This is a genomic window from Variovorax sp. Varisp46, from assembly GCF_059491885.1.
Genome location: NZ_CP168515.1, coordinates 502,884 through 522,988 on the forward strand (window position 1 = coordinate 502,884; position 20,105 = coordinate 522,988).

Consider the following 20,105-nt stretch of genomic DNA (forward strand, 5'->3'; position numbering starts at 1 on the left):
GTACGAAGCCCTGTGAGCAACTGAATTGGGACAGGAACAGGATTTTGCCTTCAATCAATAGCCCCTCCGGCGCTCTGCCAGCGCGGTTCCGGCGCGAGCGCCTGCTGATCGTCGGATGCGGCGACGTCGGCCAGCGCGTGGCGCGCGATCTGCGCGGCCGCATGCAACTGGTGGCACTCACTTCGTCGGCCGACCGCGTGGGCGCCCTGCGCGCTGCCGGCATCCGACCGCTGGCGGGCAATCTGGACGACGCGGCCACCCTGCACCGGCTGGCGGGCATCGCCACGCGGGTGTTGCACCTGGCGCCGCCCGCCCGCGATGGCGGTGCCGCCTGGTGGCGCGACCAGCGCACCACCGAGCTGGCGCGGGCATTGCGCCTGCGGTCGCTGCCTTCGGCTTTCGTCTACGGTTCGACCAGCGGCGTGTACGGCGATTGCGGCGGCGCCCGCGTCGACGAAACCCGCGGCGTGCGCCCCGCCCCGCCGCGCTCCCACCGCCGCGTGGATGCCGAACGCGCCGTGCGCTGGCTGGGCCGCAGCGCGGGCGTGCGCGCCAGCATCCTGCGCATTCCGGGCATCTACGCCCCTGACCGCGAAAACGGCACCCCGCGCGGCCGCCTGCAGCGCGGCACGCCGGTGCTGCGGCGCGAGGACGATGTCTACACCAACCACATCCACGCCGACGACCTCGCGCGCGCCTGTATCGCCGCGTTGTTTCGAGGCAAGCCGCAGCGCATCGTGCATGTCGCGGACGACACCGAGCTGCGCATGGGCGATTACGTCGATCTGGCTGCCGACCTCTACGGCATGCCGCGCCCGCCGCGCGTGGCGCGCGGCGACGCCGAGCGGCAGCTGCCGCTGCAATTGCTGAGTTTCATGGGGGAATCGCGCCGGCTGGACAACACGCGGCTGAAGCGCGAACTGCGGGTGCGGCTGGCGCACCCGACGGTGCATACGGGGCTGCGCGAGCAGACCGAGCCGAGATAAAGGGGGAAGGGGCCCATTCCAGGGACACCGTGGAACCGGCTTCGCCGGGCCATCAGTGTCGCCCCCGGAAGGGGGTTGGCGCAGCGACACGAAGTGCGCGAAGCCTGGGGGAGAGCAAAAGTGTGGTGCCCGGGGCCGGAATCGAACCGGCACACCTTTCGGTGGGGGATTTTGAGTCCCCTGCGTCTACCAATTTCACCACCCGGGCAGGGTTCTGAACGAAGCCCAAAATTATGGCACAGTGGCTGCCATGAATTATCCGACGATCGAAGACGCCATCGGCAAGACCCCCCTGGTCGCCTTGCAGCGCATCCACGCCGCAGAAAACGCCAAGCGCGGCAACGTGATTCTCGGCAAGCTCGAGGGCAACAATCCCGCAGGTTCGGTCAAGGACCGGCCGGCCCTCTCGATGATCAAGCGCGCCGAGGAGCGCGGCGAGATCAAGCCCGGCGACACCCTGATCGAAGCCACCTCCGGCAACACCGGCATCGCCCTGGCCATGGCCGCTGCCATCAAGGGCTATCGCATGGTGCTGATCATGCCGGAGGACCTCTCGATCGAACGAGCCCAGACCATGAAGGCCTTCGGCGCCGAGCTCGTGCTCACGCCCAAGAGCGGCGGCATGGAATACGCCCGCGATCTCGCCGAACAGATGGTGGCGCAGGGCAAGGGCCGGGTGCTCGACCAGTTCGCCAACCCCGACAACCCGCGCATCCACTACGAGACCACGGGCCCCGAGATCTGGGCCGACACCAAGGGCAAGATCACGCACTTCGTGAGCGCCATGGGCACCACCGGCACCATCACCGGCGTGTCGCGCTTCCTCAAGGAGAAGAACCCGGCAGTGCGCATCATCGGCGCACAGCCGGCCGAAGGTTCGCGCATTCCCGGCATCCGCAAGTGGCCTGCCGAGTACATGCCGAAGATCTACGACCCGAGCTGCGTCGATGAAGAAATCAGCGTGAGCCAGGACGACGCCGAAGAGATGTGCCGGCGCCTTGCGCGCGAAGAGGGCATCTTCGGCGGCATCTCGGCGGCCGGTGCGCTGTGGGCCGCGCTCCAGGTGGCGAAGACGGTGGAGAACGCCACCATCGTGTTCGTCGTATGCGATCGCGGCGACCGCTATCTCTCCACCGGCGTCTTCCCCGCATAAGCGGCAGGCAACCGCCGCAGCGCGCCATCCAGGTGCGTTCGTGGCCGGAAAGAAAAGAAAGAGACTTCATGCCCCACCCCAAGTTCTGCCAAGTCTGTGCCACGCCCCTCGAGTGGATCGCGCTGATGGAAGACGGCGGCCCCAAGGAGCGACTGCGCTGTCCCAACTGCGGCCACACGCACTGGAACAACCCGACCCCGGTGCTCGCGGCCATCGTCGAATACCGCGGCCAGGTGCTGCTGGCGCGCAATGCGGCCTGGCCCGGCAAGATGTTTGCGCTGATCACCGGCTTCATGGAGGCCGGCGAGACGCCGGAGGAGGGCATTGCGCGCGAGGTGAAGGAAGAAACCAACCTCGACATCAGCGCCGCGAAGATCGTCGGCGCCTACGACTTCCAGCGCATGAACCAGATCATCATTGCGTACCACGTGGTGGCCGATGGCGAGGTGAAGCTTTCGCCCGAGCTGGTGGATTACCGCCTCTATGACCTGCCCGACCTCAAGTGCTGGCCCGCTGGCACCGGCTACGCGCTGGCCGACTGGCTGCGCACGCGCGGCCATGAGCCCGTGTTTTTCACCGCGGCCGAGAACGAAGAGCGCCGCCGCGGCCTGAACCTGCCCCCGGAGCCGGGCAATGCAAGTTGATCGCGAGCTCGACACGCGCGGGCTGAACTGCCCGCTGCCGATCCTCAAGGCGAAGAAGTCGCTCAACGAGATGGCGAGCGGGCAGCTGCTGAAGGTGGTGTCGACCGATCCAGGATCGATCCGCGACTTTCAGGCCTTCGCACGCCAGACGGGCAACGAGCTGATGGCACAGGAAACCGTGGGCGGCGACTTCATCCACGTGCTGAAGCGGCGCTGACAAAAAGAAAAGAAAAGGGCCGCGTCAGCGGCCCTTCCTTCGTTCACGATGGAGCCCGAAGAAGAAGCGGCTACAGCTTCAGGCTCTTGAGGTATTCGCGAAACTCCGCGCCCACCTCGGGGTGGGCCAGCGCCAGTTCCACCGACGCCTGCAGAAAGCCTTCCTTGCTGCCGCAGTCGTAGCGGATGCCCTTGTACGAATAGGCGTAGACCGATTCCTTCTTCATCAGCGCGGCGATGCCGTCGGTCAACTGGATCTCGCCGCCCGCGCCCTTGGGCTGGTTGCGGATCTCGTCGAACACGCCCGGCGTGAGGATGTAGCGGCCGGCCACGCCCAGGCGCGAGGGCGCGTCTTCGGGCTTGGGCTTCTCGACCATGCGGTTGACCTTCACCAGGCCTTCCTCGATCACGTCGCCGGCCACGATGCCGTAGCGCTTGACGTGCGCCAGCGGCACTTCCTGCACCGCAAGCAGCGAGCCGCCGAGGCGGCTGAAAACCGCGGTCATCTGCGCCAGCACGGGCTGGCCGCCCTCGGGGCCGACCATCAGGTCGTCCGCCAGCAGCACGGCGAAGGGTTCGTTGCCCACAAGGTGCTCGGCACACAGCACCGCATGGCCCAGGCCCAGCATGCGCGGCTGGCGCACGTACGAGCATGTCATGTCGTCGGGCGACACCGAGCGCGCGATGTTGAGCAGCGCATCCTTGCCGCTGGCTTCGAGCTGGCTCTCGAGTTCGTAGGCGGTGTCGTAGTGATCTTCGATCGCACGCTTGTTGCGCCCGGTCACAAAAATCATGTCGCGGATGCCCGCGGCGTAGGCTTCCTCGACGGCGTACTGGATCAGCGGCTTGTCGACCACGGGCAGCATTTCCTTCGGCTGTGCCTTGGTGGCTGGCAGGAAGCGAGTACCAAAGCCTGCAACGGGGAATACGGCCTTGCGAATGCGGGTCGAGGAAGTGGACATGGGCAGTACAGCGTCTTTCTTCAAAGGGGGGTGCAGGATGATGTGACGGCGCGGCGCGAAACCGTTCTCAACATCCTAAACGCCTTCCCGGCCTCTCGTGTGTCAGCCAAGACGCACAAGCTGATCGCGCAAACGCTCCAGCATGGCCGTGAAGTCAGCCAGGCGTTTGCGTTCCTGCTCGATCACCGCTGGCGGCGCCTTCGCAACGAAGGCTTCGTTGCCGAGCTTGCCGTTTACCTTCGCGATCTCGCCTTCGATGCGCGCGATTTCCTTGCCGATGCGAAGCTTCTCGGCCGCCTTGTCGATCTCCATGTGCAGGCACAGGCGCGCAGCGCCGACCACCGCCACGGGCGCCGCCTCGGCCGCGGCCGACCACGAAGCCTCGTCGTCGAAGACCTTCACTTCCTTGAGCTTTGCCAGCGCCTGGAGCACCGGCGCCGAATCGCGCAGGAAGGCCGCGCCTTCGGCGTCGTCGGCCACCGCGTAGAGCGGCAGTCGCGTGGCCGGCGACACGTTCATCTCGCCACGCAGCGTGCGGCATGCATCGACCAGCGCCTTCAGCCGCGCCACGTGCGCCTCGGCCGCCTCGTCGATCTTCTCGGGCTGGCTCTTCGGATAGGCGGCGACCATGATCGACTCGCCCTCACGTCCTGCAACCGCCGATACCTTCTGCCACAGCTCTTCCGTGATGAACGGAATCACCGGGTGCGCCAGGCGCAGCAGCGTCTCGAGCGTGCGGATCAGCGTGCGGCGCGTGGCGCGCTTCTGCGCCTCGTCGCCGGTCTGGATCTGCACCTTGGCGATTTCCAGGTACCAGTCGCAGAACTCGTCCCAGGCGAACTGGTAGATCGCGGTGGCCACGTTGTCGAGTCGGTATTCCTCGAAGCCCCTGGCCACCTCGGCCTCGACGCGCTGCAGCTGCGACACGATCCAGAAATCGGCGCGGCTGAACTTCAGGTAGCCGTGGGCCTTGCCACCCACCTTGCAGTCTTCCTTCGTGTGTTCCAGCAGGCCGCAGTCCTGGCCTTCGCAGTTCATCAGCACGAAGCGCGTGGCGTTCCACAGCTTGTTGCAGAAGTTGCGATAGCCCTCGCAGCGCTTCGAGTCGAAGTTGATGCTGCGGCCCAGCGAGGCCAGCGACGCGAAGGTGAAGCGCAGCGCATCGGCGCCGAAGGCCGGAATGCCGTCCGGAAACTCCTTCTGCGTGTTCTTGCGAACGGCCGGCGCCGTCTCTGGCTTGCGCAGGCCCTGCGTGCGCTTGTCCAGGAGCGCGGGCAGCTCGATGCCGTCGATCAGGTCCACCGGGTCGAGCACGTTGCCTTCGGACTTGCTCATCTTCTTGCCATGCGCGTCGCGCACCAGGCCGTGGATGTACACGTCCCTGAACGGCACCTTGCCGGTGAAGTGCTTGGTCATCATGATCATCCGGGCGACCCAGAAGAAGATGATGTCGTAGCCCGTCACCAGCACGGTCGAGGGCAGGTACAGGTCGAGGTCTTGCGTCTTCGCGGGCCAGCCCAGCGAGGAGAAGGGCACCAGCGCCGCCGAGTACCAGGTGTCGAGCACGTCCTCGTCGCGCACGAGCTTCTTGCCGGGCGCCTTGGCCTGCGCGTCGGCCTCGGTCTCGGCCACGTACACCTTGCCATCCTCGTCATACCAGGCCGGAATCTGGTGGCCCCACCAGAGCTGGCGCGAAATCGTCCAGTCCTGGATGTTCTCCATCCAGTGGTTGTAGGTGTTGACCCAGTTCTCGGGCACGAAGCGCACCTCGCCCGACTTCACCACGTCGATGGCCTTCTGCGCGATCGACTGGCCATCGGCGCCGGGGCGCGTCATGGCCACGTACCACTGGTCGGTGAGCATCGGTTCGACGATGGCGCCCGAGCGCGCGCAGCGCGGCACCATCAGCTTGTGCTTCTTCACCTCGACCAGCAGGCCCAGCGCGTCGAGGTCGGCCACGATGGCCTTGCGCGCCACGAAGCGGTCCAGGCCGCGGTACTTCTCGGGGGCGTTGTCGTTGATGGTCGCGTCGAGCGTGAGTACGCCGATCATCTCGAGCTTGTGGCGCTGGCCGACGGCGTAGTCGTTGTAATCGTGCGCGGGCGTGACCTTCACCACGCCGGTGCCGAATTCCTTGTCGACGTAGTCGTCGGCAATGATCGGGATCAGCCGGTCGACCAGCGGCAGCTTCACGCGCTGGCCGATCAGGTGTTTGTAGCGCTCGTCTTCCGGATGAACCATCACGGCCGTGTCGCCGAGCATGGTCTCGGGCCGGGTGGTGGCCACGGTCAGCGTGCCGCTGCCGTCTTCCAGCGGATAGGCGATGTGCCAGAGCGAGCCGTCTTCCTCTTCGCTTTCGACTTCGAGGTCGCTCACCGAGGTCTTGAGCACCGGGTCCCAGTTGCCCAGGCGCTTGCCGCGGTAGATCAGGCCTTCTTGATACAGCTTCACGAAGGTGTGCGTGACCACCTTCGAGAGATCGTCGTCCATCGTGAAATATTCGCGGCTCCAGTCCACCGTGTCGCCCATGCGGCGCATCTGCTCGGTGATGGTGTTGCCCGACTTCTCTTTCCATTCCCACACGCGCGCCACGAAGTTCTTGCGGCCCAGGTCATGGCGGCTGAGCTTTTGCTCCTGCAGCTGGCGCTCCACCACGATCTGCGTGGCGATGCCCGCGTGGTCGGTGCCCGGCAACCACAGCGTGTTGTCGCCCTTCATGCGGTGGTAGCGCGCGAGGCTGTCCATGATCGTCTGGTTGAACGCATGGCCCATGTGCAGCGTGCCCGTCACGTTGGGGGGCGGCAGCTGGATCGCGAACGATTCGGCGCCTTCCTTGGGTTGCTGCGTGCCTCTGAAGCCGGCCTTGGCGTAGCCGCGCTTCTCCCATTCGGGGCCCCAGTGCGCCTCGATGGCGGCGGGCTCGAACGATTTGGAAAGGCTGTCCAGGCCAGGCTGGGCGGGAGAAGTGGTGGGTTCGCTCATGGGAATACGGAACGGCCCTTCAGGGAGCCGTGGGGAGGCAGGGTGGGATAGCCCGCGATTTTACCGGCGCGGCCCGGCGTCACGGCAGCCACTGATAATTCCGCCATGCTGTTCCTGCTTTCCCCTGCGAAGTCGCTCGACTACGACACTCCGGTTCCCTCTGAAATCCCCGCCACTCAACCCCATTTCGAATCTCCGCGCGGCCCCTCGGTCGAGCTGATCAGGCTGCTGCGCGAGAAGTCGCCCCAGCAGATCTCCGAGCTGATGCACCTGTCGGACAAGCTCTCCGCCCTGAACGTGGCCCGCTACCAAGCCTGGTCCGGCAAGAGCACCGAGAAGAACGCCCGCCAGGCCGCCTTCGCCTTCGACGGCGACGTCTACGGCGGCCTCGATGCCCGCACGCTCACCAAGGGGCAGTTGGCCTGGGCGCAGGACCACGTCTGCATCCTCAGCGGCCTCTACGGCCTGCTGCGCCCGCTCGACCTGCTGCAGCCCTACCGCCTCGAGATGGGCACGCAACTGGCCAATCGCCACGGCAAGGACCTTTACGCCTTCTGGGGTTCGCGCATCGCCGAGCACCTCAACGAGCGCCTCGCGGCCGACCGCACGCCGGTGGTCGTCAACGTCGCCTCGCAGGAGTACTTCAAGTCGGTCGACAAGAAGGTGCTCAAGGCCCGTGTGGTCGAATGCGTGTTCGAGGAGTGGAAGGGCGACAGGTACAAGATCGTGAGCTTCTTCGCCAAGCGCGCGCGCGGCCTGCTGGCCCGCTGGGCCGTGCAGCACAAGGCGGCGACGCCCAAGGCACTGGAAAAGTTCGACCTCGAGGGTTATGGTTTCGATGCAGAAGCATCGACAGCCGAAAGGCTGGTGTTCAGGAGGAAAGTCTGATGTCGCAACCGATCAGTCCGGAACTGCGCGAGTGGCTGGTGGCCCAGCTCGCGGCCGGGCACTCGGTGCCAGCGCTGCGCGCTTCCATGCGCGCGGCCGGCTGGCACGATGCCGCCGCCGACACGGCGCTGGCCCAGCTCGAGGCCGGATTCCCCAACGTGGAGGTGGCCCTGCCGCCCGTGCGCACCAAAATGCCCGGCCCCGACCTCGACGGTGCGCCGCTGTACCTCGATGCCGGCGACCGCCGCGTGCAGGTGCTGCAGACCATGCGGCATCCGCGTGTCGTCGTGTTCGGCAACCTGCTGTCGGCCGAGGAGTGCGAAGGCCTGATCGCTGCGGCGCGTGTTCGGCTCGCGCGTTCGCTCACCGTGGAGACCCGCACCGGCGGCGAGGTGCTCAACGTCGACCGCACCAGCGACGGCATGTTCTTCGAACGCGGCGAGAACGAGATCGTCGCGCGGCTGGAGCAGCGCCTCGCCACGCTGCTGCGCTGGCCGCTCGAATACGGCGAGGGCCTGCAGATCCTGCGCTACGCCCCCGGCGCGCAGTACCGCCCGCACTACGACTACTTCGACCCCGGCGAACCCGGCACGCCCACCATCCTCAAGCGCGGCGGCCAGCGTGTCGCCACGCTGGTGATGTACCTGCAGGAGCCCGAAGGCGGCGGCGCCACCACCTTCCCCGACGTGGGCCTCGAAGTGGCGCCGGTGCGCGGCTGCGGCGTGTTCTTCAGCTATGACCGGCCCGACCCCGTCACTCGCACGCTGCACGGCGGCGCGCCGGTGCTGGCGGGCGAGAAGTGGGTCGCCACCAAGTGGCTGCGCGAGCGCGAGTTCAAGTAAGCAAGAAGCCGATGAAAGTCACCGCCAACGGCCTGCAGATCGAAGTCGACGACACCGGAGGCGAGGGTCGCCCCGTGATCCTGCTCATCATGGGCCTGGGCATGCAGCTGGTCGCATGGCCCACGGGCTTCGTGCAGCAGCTGGTCGACGCGGGCTTTCGCGTGGTGCGCCACGACAACCGCGACATCGGCCTGAGCCAGGGCTTCGACCATGCGGGCGTGGGCAACGTCGTGTGGGAAACCATCCGCCATCGCCTCGGCCTGCCGGTGCGCTCTGCCTACACGCTGCAAGACATGACCCTTGATTCGCTCGGTGTACTCGATGCGCTGGGCATTGAAAGGGCCCACATCGTCGGCGCTTCCATGGGCGGCATGATTGCCCAGCGCATGGCCGCTACCGCACCGCAGCGCACGACCAGCCTTGTGAGCATCATGAGCTCCAGCGGCGCACGCGGCCTGCCCGGGCCGCGCCGCGAGGTGGCCTCCATGCTCATGCGCCGTCCGGTGGGCCGCGACGAGGCTGCGCTGGTCGCGCACAGCATTCGGCTGCTGCGGCTGATCCAGAGCCCCGCCTACCCGCAGAGCGACGAAGAACTGGCCGCGCGCCTCACCTTCAGCATGCGCCGCGCATACCGCCCGGCCGGGCTGATGCGGCAGATGCTGGCCGTCGGCGCCGATGCCGACCGGCCGCAGGTGCTGGCGCGCATCCAGTCGCCCACGCTGGTGCTGCACGGCGACGCCGATGCGCTCGTGCCCATTGCCTGCGGCGAGGACACCGCCAGGCGCATTCCCGGTTCGCAATTCGTCGCCATCCCCGGCATGGGCCACGACCTGCCGCCCGAGGTGTGCACCATCCTCGCCAACCACATTGCTCCGTTCGCGCATGCAGCGGAGGCCAGAAACGCCACACCATGAGCCACGACCCGAACTCCAACACGCCCGAGCAATCGCAGCTCGGCCGCGCCTCGGCCTACGCCGACCGCTACGACCCCACGCTGCTGTTTCCCATCGCGCGCGCCACGCAGCGCGAGGCCATGGGCATCAGGTCCGATGCCTTGCCCTTCTTCGGCGCCGACCTCTGGACCGCGTTCGAGGTGAGCTGGCTCAACCTGCGCGGCAAGCCGCAGCTGGCCATCGTGCACTTCACCATTCCGTGCGAGACGCCCAACATCATCGAGAGCAAGAGCTTCAAGCTCTATCTCAACAGCTTCAACAACAGCCAGTTCGCGAGCGCCGACGCGGTGCGCGAGCGCCTGCGCGCGGACCTGTCCGAAGCCGCGTGGCGCGGCAGCGACCAGTCGGCCGGCATCGGCGTGAAGCTGATGGCGCCCGACATGTTCGACCGCGAGCCGGTGCACGAACTCGACGGCCTCGACCTCGACCGCCTCGACATCGAGTGCACCCACTACCAGCCCGCGCCGGAGCTGCTGGGCAGCGATGCCACGCAGGTGCATGTGAACGAAACCTTCACAAGCCGCCTGCTCAAGAGCAACTGCCTTGTCACCGGCCAGCCCGACTGGGGCAGCGTGCAGATCCGCTACAGCGGCCCGCCCATCGACCAGGCCGGGCTGTTGGCGTACATCGTGAGCTTTCGCAACCACAACGAGTTCCACGAACCGTGCGCCGAGCGCATGTTCACGGACATCTGGAGCCGCTGCAAGCCGACCAAGCTCGCGGTGTATGCGCGCTATACGCGGCGCGGCGGGCTGGACATCAATCCGTTCCGCACGAGCTGGCCGCAGGCGCTGCCTGCGAACATCCGCACGGCGCGCCAATAGTCGTCCCCGGGGCCGCGCCGAAGGCCCTCTTCGGAAACCTGAAACCCGCTTTCGCTTCGCCTGTGGCATTCTGAAATATGCCCGCGAACCCGCGGTCGAAAGAACCTCCGGAGCACAGACAAACATGGTTGAAGGAAAAGTGGTCGTCGTCACGGGCGCGGGCGGCGGCATCGGGCGCGACATCGCGCTGGCCATGGCGGCCCACGGCGCGAAAGTGGTGGTCAACGACATCGGCGCCGCGCTCGATGGCGCCGGCGGCAGCGCCGGCCCCGCGCAGCAGGTGGTCGACGAGATCCGTGCGGCCGGCGGCCAGGCCGTGTCCAACACCGACAGCGTGGCAGATGCCGCCAGCGCGGCGCGTATCGTGCAGTGCGCGCTCGACAGCTTCGGCCGCATCGACGCGGCGGTCAACAACGCGGGCATCCTGCGCGACCGCTTCTTCCACAAGATGTCGGTCGACGAGTGGGACTCGGTGCTCAAGGTGCATCTCTACGGCGCCTACCACGTGAGCCGCGCGGCGGCCGTGCACTTCAAGGAACAGAACGCGGGCGCGCTGGTGCACATGACCTCCACCTCGGGCCTGATCGGCAACTTCGGCCAGGCCAACTACTCGGCCGCCAAGCTCGGCATCGTCGCGCTGTCGAAGTCGATCGCGCTCGACATGCAGAAATTCAACGTGCGCTCGAACTGCATCGCGCCCTTTGCCTGGAGCCGCATGATCGGCGCGATTCCCACCGACACCGACGAGCAGCGCGCCCGCGTCGACAAGATCAAGCAGATGACGCCGGCCAAGGTCGCACCTCTGGCGGTGTACCTCGCGAGCGAGGCGGCGGGTGCGGTCAACGGCCAGATCTTCTCGGTGCGCAACAACGAGATCTCGCTCATCAGCCAGCCGCGCCCGGTGCGCTCGATCCACCGCTCCGAGGGCTGGACGCCGCAGAGCATCGCCGAGCACGCCATGCCCGCGATGCGCGCGAGCTTCTTCCCGCTCGACCGCTCGGCCGACGTGTTCAGCTGGGACCCCGTCTGAGGACAAACCCGCAGGCGGGCGCGCACGGCGCCATTCGCCGGACAATGCGCGTTACTTTCCTTCCTCGCGCGCCTGACCGGTGAACCTGCATTTCGACCTGTTCGACCTGAAACTGTTCGTCTACGTGGCGGAGGCGCGCAGCCTCACGCGCGGCGCCGAGAAGGCCTGCATCTCGCTGGCCGCCGCCTCCACGCGCATCAAGCAGATGGAAGAGGCCGTGGGCGGCAAGCTGCTGCATCGCAGCGCGCAGGGCGTGAGCCTCACGGCCGCGGGGCAGGCCGTGCTCTACCATGCCAAGCGCGTGATGCAGCAGATGGAGCACCTGCGCTGCGACATGCAGGACTTCGGCAAGGGCATCAAGGGCCATGTGCGCGTGTTCGCCAATACCACCTCGATCACCGAGTACCTGCCGCAGAAGCTCGCGGGCTTCCTCACGCAGCATCCGGCCGTGCAGGTGGACCTGCGCGAATACCTCAGCGAAGAGATCGTGCGCGCCGTGGCCGACGGCGAGGCCGACATCGGCATCCTTGCCGGCGACGTGCATACCGGCGAGTTCGATGCTCGAGCGTTCGGGCGCAACCAGCTCGTGCTGGTGGTGCCGCTCACGCACCACCTCGCGGGCGCCCCTTCGGTGGCCTTCGCCGACACGCTCGACGAACAGCACGTGGGCCTGCACCACGGCAGCGCCATCCACCGCTTCCTGCAGCGCCGCGCCGAACTGGCGGGGCGGGGCTTCAACCCGCGCATCCAGGTCAGCAGCTTCGAGGCGATCTGCCTGATGATCGAGGCGGGCGTGGGCGTTGGCGTGCTGCCGTCGTCGTCGGCGCAGCGCCTCGCGATGGCCATGCGCATCTCCATCGTCGCGCTCAGCGATGCCTGGGCCGAGCGCGAACTCAAGCTGATCGCGCGCAACCGCGAGCAGCTGCCGGCCTCGGCGCGCGAGCTGTTCGACCACCTCGTCGCGCCCTGAAGGCGTTGTTGGCCGTCATGTCCGCCGACCTGAAGTCGCTGCGCCTGTTCGTGGCCGTGGCCGACCACGGCAGCATCAGCGAGGGCGCGAAGCGCTGCCACATCGCGCTTGCGGCCGCCAGCAAGCGCATCTCCGACCTCGAGGCCCGCGCACGGCTGCCGCTGCTGGTGCGCCATGCGCGCGGCGTCACGCTGACCTCGGCGGGCCACGGCCTGCTGCTGCATGCGCGCGCCGTGCTCTCGGCCATGGACCGGCTCGGCGCCGAGCTCGACGACTTCCAGAACGGCGTGGCGGGCGTGGTCAGCATCACGGCCAACGCATCGACCATCGCGCAGTTCCTCCCGGCGCAGATCGGCTCCTTCCTGCGCCTGCACCCCGTGCTCAAGATCGACCTGCAGGAGCGCGCCAGCACCGAGGTGGTCAAGGCCGTGCAGGCAGGGCTGGCCGATATCGGCGTGATCGAAGGCAACACGCCGGCCGACGGGCTCGAATGCCTGCCCTACCGCAACGACGAACTGGCCGTGGTGGTTGCGCGCGACCACCCGCTGGCGCGGCGCCGGCGCATCGGCGTGGACGAGGCGCTGCGCTACGACCATATCGTGGTGCGCGAAGGCACGGCGCTGCACCGCGTGCTGCTGGCCGCCGCACTGGAGGCGCAGGCGCCGCTCAAGGTACGCATGCAGGTCGGGAGCTTCGACATGGTGTGCCGCATGGTGGAGCAGGGCGTCGGTATCGGCGTGCTGCCCTATGCGGCGATCCTGCCGCAGTTGCAGATCCTGCGGCTGCGCTGTCTGAAGCTCGATGCGCCCTGGGCGGTGCGGCGCCACCTGCTGTGCGTGCGCAGGCAGCAAGACCTGACGGTCGCGGCGCGCTCGGTGCTGGAACACCTCGGCCTGCCGGACTGAGCACGAGGCTTCGCGCCGCACGAAGCCTTGCGTCCGCCAAAAACGAATTGTTCTCCCGCGGTGCGCGCGCAAAGATCGCGCAAACCAAAGGAGACACCCTTGAAGATCGTTCGCGTCAGCGCCACGCCGCTGAACATCCCCGTGACCATCGACGTGGTCGGCCTGAACAAGCAGACTTCGCTCTCGCTGTGCCTCGCCGAGATCGAGACCGACACCGGCCTCGTCGGCCACGGCATGACCGCCATCACCGAGGAGGAAATCATCGCCGCCGCCGTGCGCGAGGTGGCCGGCCCCGCGCTCATCGGCGAAGACCCGATGACCACCGAGCGCCTGTGGGAAAAGCTCTACTGGCTGCTCTCGCCGCGCGGCCAGACCGGCTATGCCAGCCACACCATTGCCGCGCTCGACATCGCGCTGTGGGACATCAAGGCCAAGGCGCTCGGCCAGCCGCTGTGGCGCCTGCTGGGCGGCGCACGGTCGAAGGTGCCGGTCTACGCCACCTTCGGCTTCGGCTTCTTCGAGCGCGACCAGCTCGCGGCCGCTGCGAAGCTCTGGGTCTCGCAGGGCTTCCAGCGCCTGAAGATGACGGTCGGCAACCACGCACTCGCACGCCGCGACGAGCCGCGTCCGCTCGACGAGGTGATCGCCGAGGACGTGCGCCGCGTGGCCGCCGTGCGCGAGGCCGCGGGCCCCGAGGTGAAGCTCTATGTCGATGCCAACTGCGGCCTCGACCTGTTCCATGCGAGCGAGCTCGCGCGCCGCATCGAGCCCTACGGCATCAGCTTCTTCGAGGAGCCGCTGACGCAGAACGACGTGCGCCAGATGGCCCAACTGCGCACGCGCACCACCATCCCGCTCGCCTGCGGCCAGAACGAAGGCCTGGCCTTCCGTTTTCGCGACTTGCTGGTGAACCAGGCGGCCGACGTGCTGCAGCCCAACGTCACCATCTCCGGCGGCTATTCGCAGTGCTTGAAGATCGCCGGCATGGCGCAGGCCTTCAACGTGCCCATCGACAACGGCGGCGCCTGGCCCTTCCACAACATGCACCTGCACGCGGGCGTGTCGAACGGCGGGCTGGTCGAGTACCACTACGTCGCGGTGCAGATGCTCAAGCAGATCTTCGACGGCCTGCCGGTACCCGACCAAGGCTGGCTCACGCTGCCCGAGACGCCGGGCCTGGGCTTCGCGCCCAACGCCGAGCGCGTGCGCGAGCTGGCGAAGCTGCCGACCTCGCACGGCAAGGGCAAGGCCTGAGCCTTCCGGGCAGGCGACACTTTCCTTCACGACCGGGCCGCGACAGACAGCCGGCGATTCCGATCCAGACAACGGAGACAAGATGAAAGCCAGACAAGCGATTCGCCCCGCGCGCCGCCATGCCTTGCGCGCAATGGCGGCCCTGGGCCTTGCGTGCGCGCTCGCGGCGCCGGCGGCGTGGGCCCAGAAATATCCCGACAAGCCGATCCGGCTCGTGGTCGGCTACTCGGCCGGCGGCGGGGTCGATGCGGTCGCGCGCCTGCTCGGCGTGCGCCTGTCGGCGGCGCTGGGCCAGCAGGTGCTGGTGGAAAACCGCACCGGCGCCACCGGCCTCATCGCGGCCGAGTTCGTCGCCAAGGCGCCGCCCGACGGCTACACGCTGATGATGGGTGACAGTGCCTTGCTGATCGCCAAGCTGCTGCAGCCGAAGATCGGCATCGACCCGCTCACGAGCTTCAAGCCGGTGGCGGGCGCCTTCATCTCGCCGCTGATGATCGTCACGGGCAACGACTTTCCGGCGAAGACGCCGGCCGAACTGGTGAAGGAACTCAAGGCCAACGCCGCGCGCTACTCGTACGCGACTTCGGGCGTCGGTACGGTGCAGCACCTGGGCTTCGAGATGCTCAAGCAGGCGACCGGCAGCTCGGTGGTGCACGTGCCGTACCGCGGCGCCGCGCAGATCGTGCCCGACGTGATCGGCGGCCAGATTCCCATCGGCGTGGTGAGCGCCACGGCCGGCATGGCGCAGGCCAAGGCGGGAAAGCTGCGCGCACTGGCGTTGATGAACACGGCCAGGCTCGAAGGCGCGCAGAGCGTGCCGCCGCTGGCCGATGCACTGCCGGGCTTCGACGTGGCGCCGCGAATTTTCGTGCTGGCACCCGCGGGCACGCCTAACGATGTGGTCGAGAAGCTGTCGGCTGCGGTGAAGTCGGTGCTCGATACGCCGGAGGCCGGGACCGCGGCTGCGGCGCAGGGCACGCTGCGCGCCTATGCAACGCCTTCGCAGCTTGGGAAGGACATGGCTGCGGAGATTTCTCGGTGGAAGAAGATCATTTCTGACCAGCACATCGTGGCTGAGGGGAACTGAGGTTTTCTGATCGTGGGGCGCTCACGCCGACGGGGTACCTTGCTCCGCGAATGTCCTCCGGCCTGCGGCTTCCCCCTTTATTTCGCTGCGCAAGGCACCCCGCCGTCGCGATCGTTCAGCAGAGCGCTCGAACCGCCGACACGGGCAGAGCGCCCACTGTGCACAGGGCATCGAGTGCTCCCCGCAGCGAAATAAAGGAGGAGCCCGAAGGGCGGGGGACATTCGCGGGGGGAGTACCCGGTGGCCTGTGCACACGCCTCGAACAAAGAGCACTCAACATCAATCGGAGCAACTGAAATGACGCAACCCCACCTGGGCCTGATCGTGCCCCCCGCAGCCGGCGCAGTGCCAGTAGATGGCCCGCTGCTCTACGGCGAACGCATCCGCTTCAGCGCGAGAGGCCTGGGCCTCGGCGAAATCTCCACGCGTGGTTATCTCGACGTCATCGATTCGGTGGTCGAGAAGGCCGTGGCGCTCAAGGACGAGGGCGTCAGCGCGGTCTCGCTCATGGGCACCTCGCTGAGCTTCTTTCGCGGCGCGGCGTTCAACCAGCAGCTCGAAGCCGAGATGGCACGCGCCACTGGACTGCCCTGCACCACGATGAGCAACGCCGTCGTCGGCGGGTTGCGGCATCTCGGCGTGCGGCGCGTGGCGGTGGCCACGGCCTACATTGACGAGGTCAACGTGCATCTGCGGCGCTACCTGGAGCAGAGCGACATCGAGACGCTGGGGCTCGAAGGGCTGTCGATTTCCGATGTGCAGGTCGTGGGGCAGGTGCCTACGCAGGTGCTGGTCGATCTGTGCATCAAGGTGTTCGATGCACAGCCCGGCGCTGATGGGGTCTTGATCTCTTGCGGGGGGCTGGTCACGCTCGACGCGGTGCGCGAAGTGGAGGCCCGGCTGCAGGTGCCCGTGGTCTCCAGTTCGCCCGCGGGCTTCTGGGACCTCGTCGGCACCGCGGGGCTCGATCCGCGCTTGTCCGGCCAGGGGCGCCTTTTCGCCTGATCTCGCTCAGCCCAGCCAGCGGCCCACGCGCGGCGTATCGGCCAACTGCCAGACACGCTCGCACAGCGCCTTCGCCTCGTCTGCCGTCACGCCTTCACCGTAGTGCGCGAGGCGCTGCATCTTGTCCTCGATCTCGGTGCGGCTCAGGCTGTTGCCGGGGTCGCCCTTGGGTTCGTCGACGCGGCCCTGCAGCGTGCGGCCGTCGGCGGTGTGTACGCTGACCTTGCCGATCCAGCGCGCGGGGTAGGCAGTGTCGACTTCGGCGTCGAGCTGCATCGTCACCTTGTCGCGGAAGGCCGAGACTTCGGGCGCGAGAAAGTCGCGGTCGAACTCGCCGAGGCCTGCGCGGCCGTGCACGGCAATGAGGCCCAGCACCGTGCCCATCGAGAACTTGCCCTGGTGCACGGTCGCGGGCACCGTCACGCGGCCCAGCACGTCGATGGCGCCCTGGTGCACGTACGTGGTCACGCGCGACACGTCGGCGGGCTTGAGCTTGTTCTGCGTCATCACCTGCAGCAGCGCGTCGGCGGCGGGGTGGGTGTGGCGGCAGGAGGCGTGGTACTTGAAGGAGGTTTCGGCCAGTGTCCAGCGTGTGCCGAGGCCATCGACGAGCTTCGCCGGATCGGCATCGCTCGACATGCCGACGCCCAGGCCCTGCGCGCCCTCGAGGATCTTCGCCGCGCCGGTGAAGCCGTCCTGCGCAAGGTAGGCCGACATCAGCCCGCTCGCCGCCGCGTGCGCGCAGTGCAGTTGCTTGGAGTCGGCCGCATCGCGCAGGAACTCCCACACACCGGCCGACTGCGTGCCGGCCGAGCCGAAGGCGTGCAGCATCTGCTGCGGCGTGAGGTCCAGCAGGCGGCCGACCGCTGCTGCAGCGGCGAGCGTGCCCGCCGTCGCGGTCGTGTGGAAGGTCTTGTAGTGCGAGCGGCCGAGGAATTCGCCGACTCGGATTCCGACCTCATAGCCCGCCACCACCGCGGTGAGCAGTTGCGCGCCGCTCGCGCCGACGCTCTGCGCCACGGCCAGCGCGGGCGCGATGACGACGGCGGCCGGGTGGAACACCGAGCCGTTGTGCACGTCGTCCTGCTCCACGAAGTGCGAGGCCGCCGCGTTGACGAGCGCCGCGAACACCGGCGAACTGGTGCGGCGCGAGATCAGCAGCTCGCTGGGCCCCTCGGCGGGGCCCATCATCTGCGCGAGTCGTTCGATGCTGCGCACCGGCCGTGCGGTGCGCGCGGCGAGCACGGAGCCCAGCCAGTCGAGCATCAGGTCCTCGGTGCGGCGAAGCACGGGGGCGGGGATGGCGTCGAACCTCAGCTCGGCGGCGAAGGTCGCGAGCACCTTGCTCGGGTGGTCCACAGCGTTCATGGCAATCGCATCCCTCATTTAGAACGAGCGTGGCAGGCCGAGCATGTGCTCCGCCACGTAGCTCAGGATCAGGTTGGTGGAAATCGGCGCCACCTGGTAGAGCCGCGTCTCGCGGAACTTGCGCTCGATGTCGTATTCGCAGGCGAAGCCGAAGCCGCCGTGGAACTGCAGGCAGGCGTTGGCCGCCTCCCAACTCGCCTTGGCCGCCAGGTACTTCGCCATGTTGGCCTGTGCGCCACAGGGCTGGTGCGCGTCGAACAGGCGGCAGGCTTCATAGCGCATCAGGTTCGCTGCTTCCACTTCGATGAACGCTTCGGCAATCGGAAACTGCACGCCCTGGTTCTGCCCGATCGGGCGGCCGAACACCACGCGCTCCTTGGTGTAGGCCGTTACCCGGTCGATGAACCAGTAGCCGTCGCCGATGCACTCCGCGGCGATCAGCGTGCGCTCGGCGTTGAGCCCGTCGAGGATGTACTTGAAGCCCTGGCCTTCCTCGCCGATCAGGTTCTCGGCCGGAATCTCGAGGTTCTCGAAGAACAGCTCGTTGGTCTCGTGGTTCACCATGTTCAGGATGGGCTGCACCGTCAGTCCCTTGCCGATGGCCTCGCGCAGGTCGACGATGAAGATCGACATGCCTTCGGACTTCTTCCTCACGTCGGCCAGCGGCGTGGTGCGCGCCAGCAGGATCATCAGGTCCGAATGCTGGATGCGCGAGATCCACACCTTCTGCCCGTTGATGACATAGCGGTCGCCCTTCTTCACGGCCGTGGTCTTGATCTTGGTGGTGTCGGTGCCGGTGGTGGGTTCGGTCACGCCCATCGACTGCAGGCGCAGTTCCCCGTTGGCGATCTTCGGCAGGTAGGCGCGCTTCTGCGCCTCGCTGCCGTGGCGCAGCAGCGTGCCCATGTTGTACATCTGGCCGTGGCAGGCGCCGGAGTTGCCGCCGCAGCGGTTGATCTCTTCCATGATGACCGAGGCCTCGGTCAGGCCCAGGCCGGAGCCGCCGTACTCCTGCGGGATCAGCGCGGCCATCCAGCCGGCCTTGGTGAGCGCGTCGACGAATTCCGCGGGGTAGCCGCGCGCCTCGTCGATCTTGCGGAAGTAGGCATCGGGAAACTGCGTGCACAGGTCGCGCACGGCGTCGCGGATGTCGGGGAAGTTCTTGTCGTTGGCGTTGTTCATTGTTTGCTGCTGCTCATCAGTCCCGGCGCGGGCCGCCGGCTTCCTTCTCCACGCGCTGCCAGATCTCGACCGCCATCGGATCGTCGATCTCCTCGAGGATGTGGCCCACGAGGCCGATGGCGCGCGCCATCACGCCGAAGCCGCGGATGATCTTCCACGGAAAGCCGAACTCGGCCGCGATCGCGCCGATGGCACCGGTCGCGTTGATCGGTAGCGATTTGCCCGACACGCGCTCGGCTTCCTCCTGCACCGCCTGCATCAGCGCGACATAGTGGCTCGACAAGCCGTTCTCCGCCGCGATCTGGAACAGCCGCGGCGTGCGCGGGTCGATGGGCTTGTGCAGCGGATGGCCCAGCCCCGGCACGATCTGCTTGCGCGCGCGATGATCGGCCACGATGTCCTTCGCCATGTCGGCGAGCGGGCGCGTGGGCTTCTCGCCGAAGGGAATTGCTTCGTAAAGCATCTTCGCCGCGCCCTCGGTGCTGCCGACGAACACCGTTCCCAGGCCGCAAAGACCCGCTGCCACAGCGGCTTGCAGCGCTTCGGGGGCGCCCGCATACGTGAGGCGCGCAGCCAGCGCGCTGGGTGTAATGCCGTGCTCCACCAGCGTGACGACGATGGCGTTGAAGGTGACGGATTCCTGCGGCGTCGGGATGCGGCCCGTGAGTTCCAGGAAGGCCATGTCGCCGAGGTTCAGGTGGCCGAGGATTTCCGAAGGCAGGTCGCGCCCGCGCACGGTGATCTTGTCCGGCGTGCTGTGGCCCAGCTCGGTGTGCAGGGATTTCTTGATCTTGGTCATGGCGCCGAATCTAGCCCTCCATCGCGCGAGGCGGCTGCGTGATTGCAAAACCCTC

General features: G+C 67.4%; 19 protein-coding genes and 1 tRNA gene. 14 read left to right on the plus strand and 6 right to left on the minus strand.

Annotated elements, in window-relative coordinates; all coding sequences use genetic code 11:
* Window positions 1–44: 44 nt before the first annotated feature.
* The gene (locus ACEN9N_RS02275; protein ID WP_495655276.1) at window positions 45–986 is read left to right on the plus strand and encodes an NAD-dependent epimerase/dehydratase family protein; all 942 of its coding nucleotides are present in this window, start codon (window positions 45–47) and stop codon (window positions 984–986) included.
* Between the two features lie 123 nt (window positions 987–1,109).
* Here the strand turns inward: ACEN9N_RS02275 and ACEN9N_RS02280 are convergent.
* Window positions 1,110–1,194 (minus strand) — tRNA-Leu (locus tag ACEN9N_RS02280).
* 42 nt (window positions 1,195–1,236) lie between these two features.
* Between ACEN9N_RS02280 and cysM the strand changes: the two genes are divergently transcribed.
* From cysM to ACEN9N_RS02295, 3 genes are all read left to right on the plus strand, one after another.
* Window positions 1,237–2,139, plus strand: a complete 903-nt coding sequence (gene cysM / locus ACEN9N_RS02285; protein ID WP_007830323.1) for a cysteine synthase CysM — start codon at window positions 1,237–1,239, stop codon at window positions 2,137–2,139.
* Between the two features lie 68 nt (window positions 2,140–2,207).
* The gene (locus ACEN9N_RS02290; RefSeq protein ID WP_007830325.1) at window positions 2,208–2,783 is read left to right on the plus strand and encodes an NUDIX domain-containing protein; all 576 of its coding nucleotides are present in this window, start codon (window positions 2,208–2,210) and stop codon (window positions 2,781–2,783) included.
* A complete protein-coding gene (locus ACEN9N_RS02295) occupies window positions 2,773–3,000 on the plus strand; it encodes a sulfurtransferase TusA family protein (protein WP_056586429.1) in 228 nt (75 codons plus the stop codon). Before ACEN9N_RS02290 ends, ACEN9N_RS02295 begins: the two co-directional genes overlap by 11 nt.
* A 70-nt stretch (window positions 3,001–3,070) precedes the next feature.
* Here the strand turns inward: ACEN9N_RS02295 and galU are convergent, their stop codons facing one another.
* Together galU and ACEN9N_RS02305 are read right to left on the minus strand one after the other, a co-directional pair.
* A complete protein-coding gene (galU, locus tag ACEN9N_RS02300) occupies window positions 3,071–3,961 on the minus strand; it encodes a UTP--glucose-1-phosphate uridylyltransferase GalU (RefSeq protein WP_007830327.1) in 891 nt (296 codons plus the stop codon).
* Window positions 3,962–4,063: 102 nt separating this feature from the next.
* Entirely contained in the window at window positions 4,064–6,943 is a 2,880-nt protein-coding gene (locus ACEN9N_RS02305; RefSeq protein WP_495655277.1) for a valine--tRNA ligase, read from the minus strand.
* A gap of 105 nt (window positions 6,944–7,048) precedes the next feature.
* Between ACEN9N_RS02305 and yaaA the strand changes: the two genes are divergently transcribed.
* From yaaA to ACEN9N_RS02355, 10 genes are all read left to right on the plus strand, one after another.
* The gene (gene yaaA / locus ACEN9N_RS02310) at window positions 7,049–7,831 is read left to right on the plus strand and encodes a peroxide stress protein YaaA (protein WP_413314287.1); all 783 of its coding nucleotides are present in this window, start codon (window positions 7,049–7,051) and stop codon (window positions 7,829–7,831) included.
* The gene (locus ACEN9N_RS02315) at window positions 7,831–8,673 is read left to right on the plus strand and encodes a 2OG-Fe(II) oxygenase (protein WP_007830330.1); all 843 of its coding nucleotides are present in this window, start codon (window positions 7,831–7,833) and stop codon (window positions 8,671–8,673) included. The genes yaaA and ACEN9N_RS02315 overlap by 1 nt, the downstream gene beginning before the upstream one ends.
* An 11-nt stretch (window positions 8,674–8,684) precedes the next feature.
* Window positions 8,685–9,587 carry an alpha/beta fold hydrolase gene (locus tag ACEN9N_RS02320; RefSeq protein ID WP_007830331.1) on the plus strand — a complete coding sequence of 301 codons (903 nt, stop codon included), beginning with the start codon at window positions 8,685–8,687 and terminating at the stop codon, window positions 9,585–9,587.
* The gene (queF, locus tag ACEN9N_RS02325) at window positions 9,584–10,450 is read left to right on the plus strand and encodes an NADPH-dependent 7-cyano-7-deazaguanine reductase QueF (protein ID WP_495655278.1); all 867 of its coding nucleotides are present in this window, start codon (window positions 9,584–9,586) and stop codon (window positions 10,448–10,450) included. The genes ACEN9N_RS02320 and queF overlap by 4 nt, the downstream gene beginning before the upstream one ends.
* Before the next feature lie 124 nt (window positions 10,451–10,574).
* Window positions 10,575–11,480 carry an SDR family NAD(P)-dependent oxidoreductase gene (locus tag ACEN9N_RS02330; protein WP_007830334.1) on the plus strand — a complete coding sequence of 302 codons (906 nt, stop codon included), beginning with the start codon at window positions 10,575–10,577 and terminating at the stop codon, window positions 11,478–11,480.
* 79 nt (window positions 11,481–11,559) lie between these two features.
* A complete protein-coding gene (locus ACEN9N_RS02335; protein WP_413314284.1) occupies window positions 11,560–12,450 on the plus strand; it encodes a LysR family transcriptional regulator in 891 nt (296 codons plus the stop codon).
* A 17-nt stretch (window positions 12,451–12,467) separates the two neighbouring features.
* Window positions 12,468–13,355 (plus strand): LysR family transcriptional regulator, encoded by an 888-nt coding sequence (locus tag ACEN9N_RS02340; protein ID WP_413314283.1) that lies wholly within the window; start codon window positions 12,468–12,470, stop codon window positions 13,353–13,355.
* A 99-nt stretch (window positions 13,356–13,454) separates the two neighbouring features.
* Complete coding sequence (locus ACEN9N_RS02345) at window positions 13,455–14,609, plus strand: mandelate racemase/muconate lactonizing enzyme family protein (protein WP_495655279.1); 1,155 nt, start codon at window positions 13,455–13,457, stop codon at window positions 14,607–14,609.
* An 82-nt stretch (window positions 14,610–14,691) separates the two neighbouring features.
* Window positions 14,692–15,696 carry a Bug family tripartite tricarboxylate transporter substrate binding protein gene (locus ACEN9N_RS02350; RefSeq protein ID WP_413314280.1) on the plus strand — a complete coding sequence of 335 codons (1,005 nt, stop codon included), beginning with the start codon at window positions 14,692–14,694 and terminating at the stop codon, window positions 15,694–15,696.
* Window positions 15,697–15,993: 297 nt separating this feature from the next.
* Entirely contained in the window at window positions 15,994–16,701 is a 708-nt protein-coding gene (locus ACEN9N_RS02355) for an arylmalonate decarboxylase (protein WP_495655280.1), read from the plus strand.
* A 6-nt stretch (window positions 16,702–16,707) separates the two neighbouring features.
* On the opposite strand, the gene ACEN9N_RS02360 is transcribed toward ACEN9N_RS02355, so the two are convergent.
* Genes ACEN9N_RS02360 through ACEN9N_RS02370 form a run of 3 tightly spaced genes read right to left on the minus strand, consistent with a single transcriptional unit; the run spans window position 16,708 to window position 20,050 of the window.
* Window positions 16,708–18,069 carry an MmgE/PrpD family protein gene (locus ACEN9N_RS02360; protein ID WP_413314278.1) on the minus strand — a complete coding sequence of 454 codons (1,362 nt, stop codon included), beginning with the start codon at window positions 18,067–18,069 and terminating at the stop codon, window positions 16,708–16,710.
* Between the two features lie 18 nt (window positions 18,070–18,087).
* Window positions 18,088–19,251 (minus strand): acyl-CoA dehydrogenase family protein, encoded by a 1,164-nt coding sequence (locus ACEN9N_RS02365; protein ID WP_007830338.1) that lies wholly within the window; start codon window positions 19,249–19,251, stop codon window positions 18,088–18,090.
* A gap of 16 nt (window positions 19,252–19,267) precedes the next feature.
* Window positions 19,268–20,050, minus strand: a complete 783-nt coding sequence (locus ACEN9N_RS02370) for a citryl-CoA lyase (RefSeq protein ID WP_413314277.1) — start codon at window positions 20,048–20,050, stop codon at window positions 19,268–19,270.
* Window positions 20,051–20,105 lie beyond the last annotated feature (55 nt).